This is a genomic window from Pseudoalteromonas sp. Z9A4, from assembly GCF_011378845.1.
Taxonomy (GTDB): Bacteria; Pseudomonadota; Gammaproteobacteria; order Enterobacterales; family Alteromonadaceae; genus Pseudoalteromonas; species Pseudoalteromonas arctica.
The window spans coordinates 37,465-49,628 of record NZ_WTLA01000018.1; the positions used below are offsets into that span (position 1 = coordinate 37,465).

General features: G+C 40.2%; 9 protein-coding genes. 5 read left to right on the forward strand and 4 right to left on the reverse strand.

Going from position 1 to position 12,164, the window contains the following annotated elements; genetic code table 11:
- The first annotated feature begins 2 nt into the window (after window positions 1-2).
- Window positions 3-1,538: a histidine ammonia-lyase gene (gene hutH / locus GQR54_RS13330; RefSeq protein ID WP_166378222.1), complete on the forward strand. Its 1,536-nt coding sequence runs from the start codon at window positions 3-5 to the stop codon at window positions 1,536-1,538.
- Here hutH and GQR54_RS13335 read toward each other — a convergent pair.
- Complete coding sequence (locus GQR54_RS13335) at window positions 1,535-2,305, reverse strand: NADP-binding protein (protein WP_166378224.1); 771 nt, start codon at window positions 2,303-2,305, stop codon at window positions 1,535-1,537. The genes hutH and GQR54_RS13335 overlap by 4 nt on opposite strands.
- 566 nt (window positions 2,306-2,871) lie before the next feature.
- On the opposite strand from GQR54_RS13335, the gene secA reads away from it, so the two are divergent.
- The 3 genes from secA to GQR54_RS13350 all read left to right on the forward strand — a co-directional run bounded on the left by secA (window position 2,872) and on the right by GQR54_RS13350 (window position 7,176).
- Window positions 2,872-5,586 carry a preprotein translocase subunit SecA gene (secA, locus tag GQR54_RS13340; RefSeq protein WP_007582061.1) on the forward strand — a complete coding sequence of 905 codons (2,715 nt, stop codon included), beginning with the start codon at window positions 2,872-2,874 and terminating at the stop codon, window positions 5,584-5,586.
- Between the two features lie 68 nt (window positions 5,587-5,654).
- Complete coding sequence (gene mutT / locus GQR54_RS13345; RefSeq protein WP_007582062.1) at window positions 5,655-6,053, forward strand: 8-oxo-dGTP diphosphatase MutT; 399 nt, start codon at window positions 5,655-5,657, stop codon at window positions 6,051-6,053.
- Window positions 6,054-6,075: 22 nt separating this feature from the next.
- The gene (locus tag GQR54_RS13350) at window positions 6,076-7,176 is read left to right on the forward strand and encodes a phosphotransferase (protein ID WP_166378226.1); all 1,101 of its coding nucleotides are present in this window, start codon (window positions 6,076-6,078) and stop codon (window positions 7,174-7,176) included.
- A 36-nt stretch (window positions 7,177-7,212) separates the two neighbouring features.
- Here the strand turns inward: GQR54_RS13350 and GQR54_RS13355 are convergent, their stop codons facing one another.
- The 3 genes from GQR54_RS13355 to pmbA form a co-directional block, all read right to left on the reverse strand.
- Window positions 7,213-9,288: a M13 family metallopeptidase gene (locus GQR54_RS13355; protein WP_166378228.1), complete on the reverse strand. Its 2,076-nt coding sequence runs from the start codon at window positions 9,286-9,288 to the stop codon at window positions 7,213-7,215.
- A 253-nt stretch (window positions 9,289-9,541) separates the two neighbouring features.
- On the reverse strand, window positions 9,542-10,021 hold the full coding sequence (locus tag GQR54_RS13360) for a DUF721 domain-containing protein (protein WP_166378230.1): 480 nt from the start codon (window positions 10,019-10,021) through the stop codon (window positions 9,542-9,544).
- A 72-nt stretch (window positions 10,022-10,093) separates the two neighbouring features.
- Window positions 10,094-11,443 carry a metalloprotease PmbA gene (pmbA, locus tag GQR54_RS13365; RefSeq protein WP_007582066.1) on the reverse strand — a complete coding sequence of 450 codons (1,350 nt, stop codon included), beginning with the start codon at window positions 11,441-11,443 and terminating at the stop codon, window positions 10,094-10,096.
- A 144-nt stretch (window positions 11,444-11,587) separates the two neighbouring features.
- On the opposite strand from pmbA, the gene yjgA reads away from it, so the two are divergent.
- Window positions 11,588-12,121 (forward strand): ribosome biogenesis factor YjgA, encoded by a 534-nt coding sequence (yjgA, locus tag GQR54_RS13370; protein WP_007582068.1) that lies wholly within the window; start codon window positions 11,588-11,590, stop codon window positions 12,119-12,121.
- The last annotated feature ends 43 nt before the right edge of the window (window positions 12,122-12,164 follow it).

Consider the following 12,164-nt stretch of genomic DNA (forward strand, 5'->3'; position numbering starts at 1 on the left):
TCATGTTCGAACTTACTCTCACACCAGGCTCACTTAATTTAAACACACTGAGAAAAATTAATAATTCACCGGTAAAGTTAAACCTTGTAAAGCATGCTGAATCACAAATAGCAGCCAGCGCACAAACCGTTCAAAACGTTATTAATGAGCACCGCACTGTATACGGGATTAACACCGGGTTTGGGTTATTAGCTAATACCAAAATTGCCGACGACGAACTTGAATTATTACAGCGCTCCATTGTGCTTTCACACGCTGCGGGCATTGGCGAATACATGGATGACAGCACAGTAAGGTTAATGATCACCTTAAAAGTAAACTCGCTTTCGCGCGGCTACTCGGGTATTCGCCTGCAAGTAATCCAATTTTTTATGCAGCTGCTTAGTAGCGAAGTATATCCGTGCGTGCCTAAAAAGGGCTCTGTGGGGGCATCGGGGGATTTAGCCCCTCTTGCGCATATGTGCCTACCTTTATTAGCTGAAGGTCAAATGCGACATAAGGGAAAAATAATTAGTGCAGCACAAGGGTTAAAAATAGCGGGGCTTGAACCTCTTACCCTTGCAGCTAAAGAAGGCTTAGCATTATTAAATGGTACACAAGCGTCGACTGCGTTTGCACTACAAGGCCTATTTAGAAGCGAGAACTTATATGCACAAAGCTGCGTTATCGGCTCGATAAGCATAGAAGCTGCAATGGGTAGTCGCGCGCCATTTGATGCACGTATTCATGATATTCGTGGTCAGCGCGGACAAATAGACACCGCTCAAGTATTTAGAGAGCTACTCGATACGCACTCTCAAATTAGTAACTCCCACGTCAATTGTGAAAAAGTACAAGACCCATACTGCCTTCGCTGCCAACCTCAAGTGCTAGGTGCTTGCCTAACTCAGATACGTCAAGCCGCAGAAGTATTGTTATGCGAGTCAAACGGTGTAACCGATAATCCGCTAGTTTTTGCCGATGTAGGCGACATAATATCGGGAGGTAACTTTCATGCAGAGCCCGTTGCTATGGCCGCCGATAACTTAGCTATCGCAATTGCCGAAATTGGTGCATTAGCAGAAAGGCGAATTGCATTACTTATCGATTCAAACCTATCCAAATTACCGCCATTTTTAGTTGAAAACGGCGGTGTAAATTCAGGATTTATGATTGCCCAAGTTACCGCAGCAGCGCTTGCGTCAGAAAACAAATCATTAGCACATCCGGCTTCGGTCGATAGCTTGCCTACATCTGCAAATCAAGAAGATCATGTTTCTATGGCAACCTTTGCAGCAAGGCGCTTAGATGAAATGGCCAATAATACCCAAGGTGTTTTGGCAATAGAATGGTTAGCATCGGTTCAAGGGCTAGAATTTAGAAAGCCGCTTGAACCATCACATAAAGTGCAAAGCGCTAAAGCGTTATTACGCGAGCATGTAAGTTATTATGATAAAGACCGCTACTTTGCTCCCGATATCGAAGCTGCTAATACATTACTAAGTGAAGGTAAGCTATGCGACTTCATAGAGAGCAGTCCCCTGCCTTCAGCATATTAAATACCATATTGGTAAGTAAAGCCTAGCGCTTCAATAGCTGAGCCAATAACTTTGCGCTCAGCTTTATCATCACTGGTAAAGCGTGGTAACTCGCCACCATGTTCTGCACACTTCACTGCGTAGTATTCAGCTTTTGTTGGGTGCGCAGGATTAACAACATTATAAATATTTTGCCCTACTTGCCAGTGCTCTATCACCGCAAAAACAGCATTAATTACATCTTGTTGATGCACCATATTTACTACTTGCTCACTTGATGTATTAAGCTCTTTGCCTGCCACAAAACGACCCGGTTCTCTATTAGGCCCTAGTAATCCAGCTAAACGCAGCACTTTCCCGTCTTGCTCAAGTACTTGCTCTTCTGCCTCATAGAGCTTTATTTGGCGCTTGTTTGTGCATGAAATATCGCAACTTTCGCTATATACACCAGGCTCTTGATCGTACACCCCGGTTGATGAGCATAATAAAAAGCCCTTTGCATTTAACTCCTTTGAGAGCTTAAGCGCTGCGGTGAGTGTTTCAGGATAATTACTTTCACTGTGCCTGCTACGTGGTGGAATAGCACATACCCAATAAGCATTTTGTAAATCAACTTGATGTCTTAATTGCCCATCTTCAAGTGTAAACTGACGCTCAAAATCAAACTCGTGTATATCTGTTCTATGCGTTCCTTGTACTTGCCAATCAGCTTTTTGCGCACTTACGCATAAAGCATGTCCTAACCAACCTGCACCTAACACTACTAATTTATTACTTTTATTTGTCATTTTCACCTAAGCCTTTACTTTAAAAGGAAAACAAGTGTAAACCTCTAACTTTAATTCAAATTAAAACTAGATATGATTATAACTACTCTACTAAATCAAAAGCGTATGTGCACTGATGTAAATAATTATTATACAAAAACCAACCAATCATCTTTGAAGTATTGTTGTTGGTTAATCAAATAGATTAGGTGCAAAAATAGCGCGTTTAGAATCCATATCCATGCGTTAAATTTAAGCATGAATGTCCCCTTGTTTTTAATTTATTTAGCACCATATCTTTACAGTTCGCTACTATTTTTACTGTAATTGAGTAATACAAAGTTATTTTTACGAACCAGATCAAATTTTTCGATTTTATACACAGATCTTTTTATTGAGATAGTTTGTTGTTTGGCAGAGTCTGGTATAGTAGCGCACGTAATAAACAGTGCTTTTTGAGCGGTTTAATACAATATTGCTAATTAATATGTTCTAAGTGTTATTTAAAAGCACATATTAATTACCAATTGTTAAAAATGGGTTAGCCGATACTCGGCTGACAAAGAATACATTGTAACGGTTTTATCATGATATCTAATTTATTTACCAAGCTTTTTGGTAGTCGCAATGACCGCACTATTAAAAACTTAAGAAAGACGGTCGCGCTAATCAATGCGCTAGAAACGCAACTTGAAGCGCTTTCTGATGAAGATTTAAGAGCTAAAACAGCTGAGTTTAGAGAACGTTACGATAACGGACAAGGCCTTGACGATATCCTACCTGAAGCTTTTGCTGTGGTACGTGAAGCGTCAAAGCGTGTAAATGGCATGCGTCATTTCGACGTGCAGTTATTAGGTGGTATGGTTTTACATCAAGGTCGCATTGCAGAAATGCGTACCGGTGAAGGTAAAACACTAACAGCTACCCTACCAGCTTATTTAAACGGCTTAACAGGCAAAGGTGTTCACGTAATTACTGTGAATGACTACCTTGCTAAACGTGATGCTGAAACCAACCGTGCGTTATTTGAATTTTTAGGCCTTACTGTAGGCTGTAACGTACCGGGTATGATGCCACAGCAGAAGAAGCTAGCTTATACTGCTGACATTACGTACGGTACAAATAACGAATTTGGTTTTGACTATCTTCGCGATAATATGGCTTTTAGCATTGATGAACGTGTTCAGCGTCCATTATTTTATGCCGTAGTCGATGAAGTGGATTCAATCTTAATTGATGAAGCGCGTACTCCGCTTATTATTTCAGGCCCAGCTGAGGACAGCTCTGAGCTATACACTGAAATAAATACCATCGTTCCTTTACTTGAACTTCAAGAAAAAGAAGACGAAGAAGGTGTTGAAGGCGACGGCGATTACACTATTGATGAAAAGTCTAAGCAAGTTCATTTAACAGAACGTGGTCAAATTAAAGTAGAAGAGCTACTTACTGAACGCGGCTTAATTGAAGAAGGCGATTCGCTTTACTCAGCAGCAAGCATTACGCTACTAAGTCACGTTTATGCGGCCCTTCGTGCTCACAAGCTATACCAAAAAGATGTTGATTACGTAGTAAAAGAAAACGAAGTAATCATTATCGATGAGCATACTGGTCGTTCAATGGAAGGTCGTCGTTGGTCAGAAGGTTTACACCAAGCTGTTGAAGCTAAAGAAGGTGTAAATATTCAGAACGAAAACCAAACACTTGCATCTATTACGTTCCAAAACTACTTCCGTTTATACGAAACACTAGCTGGTATGACAGGTACTGCCGATACTGAAGCTTTTGAGTTTCAATCTATCTACGGCCTAGATACTGTTGTTATGCCAACTAATAAGCCAATGGTTCGTGATGATCGCGCCGACTTAGTTTACCTAACGCAAGAAGAAAAATACGAAGCAATTTTAATTGACATTAAAGACTGTCAAGACCGCGGACAACCGGTACTTGTAGGTACTATTTCAATTGAAAGCTCTGAGTATTTATCACAGTTTTTACGCAAAGAAAAAATTAAGCACAACGTACTTAATGCCAAATTTCACGCGCAAGAAGCAGATATCGTGTCAGATGCTGGCCTACCAGGTACAGTAACAATTGCAACCAACATGGCCGGTCGTGGTACCGATATCGTGTTAGGTGGTAACTGGAACAGTGAAGTTGAAAAGCTTGAGAACCCAACTGCTGAGCAAATTGCTGAAATTAAAGCAGCTTGGAAAATTCGTCATGATGCGGTAATTGATGCTGGCGGTTTACATATCATTGGTACTGAACGTCACGAATCTCGTCGTATAGATAACCAATTACGTGGTCGTTCTGGTCGTCAAGGTGACGCCGGTTCTAGCCGTTTCTACCTATCGATGGACGATGCACTAATGCGTATCTTCGCTGGTGAACGCATGACTAACATGATGCGTAAACTAGGTATGCAACGCGGTGAAGCAATTGAACATCCATGGGTAAACCGTGCGATTGAAAATGCACAGCGTAAAGTAGAAGCACGTAACTTTGATGTTCGTAAGCAATTGCTTGAGTACGATGATGTAGCAAACGATCAACGTCGCGTTGTTTACTCTCAACGTAATGAGCTACTTGAAGAAGGCGATATTTCAGAGACTATCACAGCAATTCGTGGTGATGTTCTTGCTAGTGTAATTGATCAGTACATTGCACCGCAAAGCCTTGCTGAAATGTGGGATATTCCTGGCCTTGAAGAGCGTTTAAAACAAGACTTCTTACTTGAGTTGCCAATCACTCAATGGTTAGCAGATGACAATAAACTATACGAAGAAAAACTTCGTGAGCGTATTGAGCAGGCGGTTGAGCAGTCGTACAAGCAAAAAGAAGAGCAAGTTGGCGACTCTGTTTTACGTCAATTCGAAAAAGCGATTATGCTACAAAGTCTTGATCAGCATTGGAAAGATCACCTTGCTGCTATGGATCACTTACGTCAAGGTATTCATTTACGTGGTTACGCGCAAAAGAATCCTAAGCAAGAGTATAAGCGTGAATCGTTTGAGCTGTTTTCTGAAATGCTTGAAAACTTGAAAGTAGATGTTGTAAGCATCCTAAGTAAAGTACAAGTACGCGCAGAAGAAGATGTTGAAAAAGTAGAAGAGCAACACCGTAAAAGTGAAAATGCTCCTCGCGAATACCAACATGAAGAAGCTGAGCAAGTAGGTGGCGAAGCGCCAGCACCAGAAACAGCTACTGTAATGGCTCGTACAGAACCAAAAGTAGGTCGTAATGACCCTTGTCCTTGTAAATCAGGTCAAAAATTCAAACAATGTTGCGGTAAATTAAAATAGCCCAATATTGTTATTAGCTTATTAAAAAGCGGCGCTAGCGTCGCTTTTTTTTATGGAGTTTTAAAGTAATGACTATAGAAATTGTACATGTAGCTGTTGGTGTTATTAAGAAAAATAACGCTATATTCATTTGTAAACGCGCAGATGAACAACATCAAGGCGGTTTATGGGAATTTCCTGGTGGCAAAGTAGAAGCAGGTGAAAGTGTTTTTGTTGCACTTAAACGCGAGCTTATTGAAGAAGTTGGATTAACAATTCACAGCTCTAGTCAACTTATGGTGATTGAACATGACTACGGCGATAAGTGCGTTAAATTAGATGTACACGTAGTAAGTAACTTTAGCGGTGAAGCACATGGCGCTGAAGGGCAACCTAGTGAATGGGTAGCAATTAGTGAATTAGAAAATTATGATTTCCCTGAAGCAAATGCTGAAATTATCGAAAAAATAGTAGCCCGATACGCTTAATAAATGGGCATAAGTGAGCACAATGAACATCTCAATACAAAATAAGCTAAGCGAACTGTTAGCGCTGCCCCCTGAGTTAACTCAAGTTAGTGCGATTGGTAGCGGCCATATAAATAGTACATGGCTACTTACAAGTATTGATAAACAGTTTATTGTGCAAAAACTAAATACTGAGGTATTTAAGTACCCTGCTCAGTTAGTAAGTAATGCAAAGCTAATTGAGCAGCATTTAAGTACCAAACAACTACAAAGCAACTATCCCCTTGAAACAGTTAGGCATATAGCCACACAAAACAACGAACACTTAATAAAAATTAATAACGCGTATTATCGCGTCCTTAACTATATTAGTGACAGTTACAGCGAAGATGTTGTTAAAAATGCGCAACAGAGCGAGCAAGCGGCTTACGCCTTTGGCGTATTCGCTCATGCATTACAAGATTTTGATACACAACAACTACATACTGTAATCCCTGATTTTCATAACTTAGCGATGCGCTTTGAGCAATTAAATACCGCAACCACAAATAACTCTGTAAATAGAGTAAAGCACTGCGCTGACGAAATAGAATATTGCTTATCGCAGCAACATTTAATCACCGAGCTTAATTGCATAGCTAAGCAGATACCACTTAGAGTGTGTCATAACGATACAAAAATAAATAATATGCTGTTTTGTAGTGCAACTCACAAAGCAAAAGCAGTGATTGATTTAGACACCTGTATGGCAGGATTTCGGCTTTATGATTTTGGCGACATGGTACGCACTTTCTGCTCCCCCGAAGCCGAGGATTCAACAAACTTACGTAACGTTGTTATTCGAAAAGATATATTTTCAGCCATTGTTAAAGGCTATGTAACGCCATTAAAAAGTAGCATGAGTACAAAAGAACAAGAAAGCCTGCTGCTAGGCGCTAAAATAATGCCGCTTATGTTAAGTGTGCGCTTTTTAACTGATTATTTAAATAACGATGTGTACTTTAAAGTGGCTCATGCAGAGCATAATTTGGAGCGAGCACAAAACCAACTCGCGCTTTATAAAAGCATACTTAATAACGAGCAGTGGATGCATGAGTGCTTAGTCGATGAACAAGTTCAAGATACAAAAAAACCAGTAAGCTAAAAACTTACTGGTTTTTTGTTATTTATAGTAATGCAATTACCAGATTTTTACGCGATCTTCTGGTTTGATATACATTTTATCACCTTCTTTTACGTCAAACGCTTCGTAAAACTCAGGCATGTTCGACAAGATACCGATTACACGGTAGTGACTTGGTGAATGAGGGTCTGTTAATAAACGATTACGTAACTCTTCATCGCGATAGTTACGACGCCAAATTTGTGACCAACCCATAAAGAAACGTTGATCGCCTGTGTAACCATCAATCACTGGTGATTTTTTATCACCTAAAGACAGCATATACGCTTTATGCGCAACCGTTAAGCCACCTAAGTCACCAATGTTTTCTCCAAGCGTTAGCTCGCCATTAACACTTGCATCTTCAAAAGGTTTATATTCGTTATACTGTGCAACTAAAGCTGCTGTACGCTCTTCAAATTGCTTAAGGTCAGTCTCACTCCACCAGTTACGTAAGTTACCGTCACCGTCGTATTTAGCACCTTGATCGTCAAAACCATGACCAAGCTCGTGACCAATTACTGCGCCAATTGCACCGTAGTTTACAGCATCATCCGCTTCTAAATTAAAGAATGGTGGTTGTAAAATTGCGGCTGGGAATACAATTTCGTTGTTTACTGGGTTGTAATACGCATTTACTGTTTGCGGAGTCATGTGCCACTCAGAACGATCAACTGGTTTACCCAATTTAGCAATCATGTCTGCGTATGCCCATTCGCTATAACGGATGTAATTACCTACTAACTCATCTGAGTTAATCTCTAGCTCAGAGTAGTCTTTCCACGTATCTGGGTAACCAATTTTAGGTGTAAATTTGTCTAGCTTTTCTTTCGCTGCAAGCTTTGTTTCAGGGCTCATCCACTCAAGGTTTTCAATAGCAACACCGTAACCTTTAATTACGTTATCAACTAACTCTTCCATGCGTGCTTTAGCTTCTGGCGGGAAGTTATCTTTAACGTATACCTTACCTAAAATTTCACCAAGTACACTGTTTGATGCATCAACCGCTTGCTTCCAAAGAGGTGCTTGTTCTTCTACGCCACGAAGCGTTGTGCTGTAAAAGTCAAAATTAAGATTAACTAAATCTTCGCTAAGTAGCTCTGCATAACCACTTACAAAATGGAATTTTAAGTAGTTTTTCCACGTTGCTAAATCAGTGTCTTTGTAAATAGTAGCAAGTGCTTCTAAGTAGCTTGGTTGACGTACAATAATGTCACTCGCAGTCACACCAGCATCTTTAAAGAATGCAGCTAAATCAAGGTCACCCATCAACTTGCTTGCATCTGCTACTGTCATCTTGTTATAAGATTTAGTTGCATCACGGCTTTGCACGCGGCTCCACTGTGCATCAGCTAATGTTTTTTCAAATGCAATAACACTCTTAGCGGCTTCTGCTGCATTTTTAACGCCTGATTTTGCCAAAACGTCAGTGATGTATTGCTCGTAAGAAGCGCGAATTTTAGTGAATTTTTCGTCATCTTTTAGGTAGTAGTCACGATCTGGTAAACCAAGGCCAGACTGAGATAAGTACAGTGCATACTCGCTTGAGTTTTTAGCATCATTATTTACAAACCAACCAAACGGTAAAGTACCGCCTTGTTTTTGAATTTTAGCCATTAAACCCACTAAATCAGCTTTAGATTTAACGCTATCAATTGTATCTAATGACGGTTGCAATGGCGTAATACCTAGCTCATTACGCGCAGCTTGATTCATGTAACTTTTATAAAATGCACCGATTTTGTACTCATCGCTGCCTTTTGCAGCGGCTTTGTTAGCGGCTGCACTTTCAAGGGCTATTTTCATCGCTTTTTGCGACTCATCATATAGCTGCGAAAAAGAACCGTAGTTAGATTTATCACCCGGTATTTCAGTTTTTGCTAGCCACTCACCGTTTACATGGTAGTAAAAATCGTCTTGTGCACGTACTGAACTATCCATATTGGCTAATTCAATACCAAGCTCTAGTGGTTTTTCAGCGAGTGCTGTTACTACTGGAGCGTCGGTTACTTTAGCTTCTTGTTGTTTTTCACCACAACCTACTAAACCAAGTGCAAGCGCAATGCTCGCAGCGGCCATTGTTACTTTATTCATAATGATTCCGTTTGTTAGTTAGAACTTAATACCAACTCCATTAAATTCTTGAATATAGCAGGAATAAAAATAGCACTGCCTACACGCTTTTACTTAATGGAATGGGTATCAAAGAGCTTCAATCAATATAAAGCCTACGCAGTATCATAAACCTCATTAGGCCAACAATAAAATGGAATATGTAACAAAGTATTTTGAATGCGGTGAGCTGCCAAATTAGCCCCACCAATAACAATATGGTGGGTAGTTAAGGCTAACTTTTACTTTTTCCGTGAAGCGCTAAACGCTCTAGCTTTTCTTTTAAAGAAGGAGGGGCCGAAGATGCTATCGCGTTTAAGTAATCAGCTGTTTGCTCACTCATTTTACGAGAGTTGGTAAATGCAGGGCTACCCGACTTATTCGCAGTACTTAATCGTTGAGTTGCTTGCGGATTTGCTGTGATTTTTATTTGCCCGAGCTCTGCCATTCCGGCGGCTCTAAAATGCGAAAGCATATCCATTTTTAAATAATTAAGCCTAAGCGCAATAGGTGCAGATACCGCCTCTATCATTAGCGTGCCATCTCGGTAATTACTTACTCGGCATTTATCACCCAACTTAGGACCTAAAAAATCTTTAAGTAGTGTTTGCTGTGTATCAAGTGCTTGGCTTTTGCCTGCATAAGCCGATAAACGATTATTTAACCCCGCCATAATATCGGTTAGCGGTTTTGGTGCATATCTATCTTTAGCCATTTTACACCTCGTAAAAGCTCACTTAGACCCAGAGATAATACTCTAGGTCTAAGTATACACTGCGTATTAATACTACGCGCCGGCTATTTGCATTTGCTCTATTAATACTGAGCCAGTTTGAATACCACCACGGCGTTCGATGTCACCACCAATAGCAGATATGCCTTTAAACATATCTTTTAAATTACCAGCAATGGTAATTTCGCTTACAGGATATTGGATTTCACCATTTTCAACCCAAAAACCAGCAGCACCACGAGAGTAATCACCCGTTACGGTATTTACGCCCTGCCCCATTAGCTCTGTAACTAATAAGCCGGTGCCCATCGTTTTTAATAGTGCAGTTAAATCGTTATGAGTTTGCTCAACAAGCCAGTTATGTATACCGCCAGCATGCCCTGTTGGGGTCATATTCATTTTACGCGCGGCATAACTTGCTAATAAATAAGTTTGTAGCTCGCCGCCTTGAATAATTTCCCTATCGAATGTTTTAACACCTTCGCTATCAAACGGTGACGACGCCAACCCTTTTAAAATATGTGGGCGCTCGGCAATATTCACACAATTACTAAATACTTGTGTGCCTAAGCTATCAAGTAAAAAACTTGATTTACGATAAAGCGCACCACCACCAATTGCCGACACTAAGTGACCAAATAATGAATTTGCAATATCGGCTCTAAAAATAACAGGCACTTTCATTGTGCCTAACTTTTGGCTATTTAATTTAGCCAATGTTTCAGCTGCTGCTTCAAGCCCAACTGCCGCTGCATCATTTAAACCCGCTTGGTCGCGGGCAACAGTATAAGCAGAGTCGCGTTGCATCTGCTCGCCATCTTGACCTATTACCATAGTACTAATGCTATGACGAGTGCGTGGAAAGCCAGTTATCAAACCATGGCTGTTACCATAAACACGTAATCCTTGGTGAGATGAAAAACTCGCACCATCAGAGTTAACAATGCGCTCATCTGCGTTTAATGCAGCTTGCTCAGCAGCATGACAAAGCTCAATACCTTCTTCAGGGCTTACATCCCAAGGATGGTATAAATCTAAATCTTTAGGATTAAATTCAAGTAACTCTTTATCAGCAACGCCGTTAAATGGGTCATCCGATGTAAATTTGGCTATATCAATCGCTTTTTCGACTACCATGCGCAATGTTTTTGGATTTAAATCAGCGGTTGACGCCGAACCTTTATTATTACCAACGTATACACTAATGCCTAAGCCGCCGTCTTGGTTAAACTCAATGGTTTCTACTTCACCCATTCGTGTACTAACCGATAAACCAGACGTGCTAGACATAGCCGCTTCTGCAGCTGTTGCGCCTAATTTTTTGGCATGTTCGAGTACTTCTGCTACCGCATCTTTAACTTGCGATATTTGAGAATAAATTGGATCGTTTTGTTGGCTTTTCATAAATTAAGTCCTGAGCCTTAGAGGCATAATGCACGCATTTCTTATATTTAAATGCTAACACACTCAATGCATCACATCAGCTAATATTCCTAAGTATCATATTCATGTATAATGGCAAAAGTTATTTTTATTTAAGAGCACCCCATGGCAAAGAAAAAAGGCAAGCCTGCTGAAATTGAAGAAGAAATTGAATATGTATCAAGAACGGAGCTTAAGCGCGAAGCGCAAGAGTTTCATCAGTTAGGTACTGAAATTGCCAAAATGGGTAAAAAACAGCGCGAACGCCTGCCATTAAATGACGATTTAAAAGCGGCAATGGTTGTTGCTGATAAAATAAGTAATAAAAGTGACGCGTACCGCCGTCATTTAAACTACATCGCTAAAACGTTGCGTACTGTAGAAAACATTGACGCTATTAGAGCGATTATCGATGTAATGCTTAATAAAAATAACCAAGCTGAAGTATTGGTCAAAAAAATTGAGCAATTACGTTCAGACCTAATTGAACAAGGTGATGACCTTATCAATGAGACTATTGAACAGTTTCCGTCTCTTGATCGTCAGCAAATGCGTCAATTGGTTCGTAATGCGGCGAAAGAAGCGAAAGCTGAAAAGCCGGGTAAAGGTTATAAAGAGTTATTTCAATATCTCAAAGATGCCCATACTGTTACGTATTAATTAGACCGCATTAATTGATATTTTATTAAAAAAGGTGCTTCGG

Bases quoted from the DNA above. Each gene is read 5' to 3' on its own strand.
- GQR54_RS13350 (WP_166378226.1), top strand. From the start codon at position 6,076: ATGAACATCTCAATACAAAATAAGCTAAGCGAACTGTTAGCGCTGCCC.
- GQR54_RS13355 (WP_166378228.1), bottom strand. From the start codon at position 9,288: ATGAATAAAGTAACAATGGCCGCTGCGAGCATTGCGCTTGCACTTGGT.
- GQR54_RS13360 (WP_166378230.1), bottom strand. From the start codon at position 10,021: ATGGCTAAAGATAGATATGCACCAAAACCGCTAACCGATATTATGGCG.
- hutH (WP_166378222.1), top strand. From the start codon at position 3: ATGTTCGAACTTACTCTCACACCAGGCTCACTTAATTTAAACACACTG.
- secA (WP_007582061.1), top strand. From the start codon at position 2,872: ATGATATCTAATTTATTTACCAAGCTTTTTGGTAGTCGCAATGACCGC.
- yjgA (WP_007582068.1), top strand. From the start codon at position 11,588: ATGGCAAAGAAAAAAGGCAAGCCTGCTGAAATTGAAGAAGAAATTGAA.
- GQR54_RS13335 (WP_166378224.1), bottom strand. From the start codon at position 2,305: ATGACAAATAAAAGTAATAAATTAGTAGTGTTAGGTGCAGGTTGGTTA.
- pmbA (WP_007582066.1), bottom strand. From the start codon at position 11,443: ATGAAAAGCCAACAAAACGATCCAATTTATTCTCAAATATCGCAAGTT.
- mutT (WP_007582062.1), top strand. From the start codon at position 5,655: ATGACTATAGAAATTGTACATGTAGCTGTTGGTGTTATTAAGAAAAAT.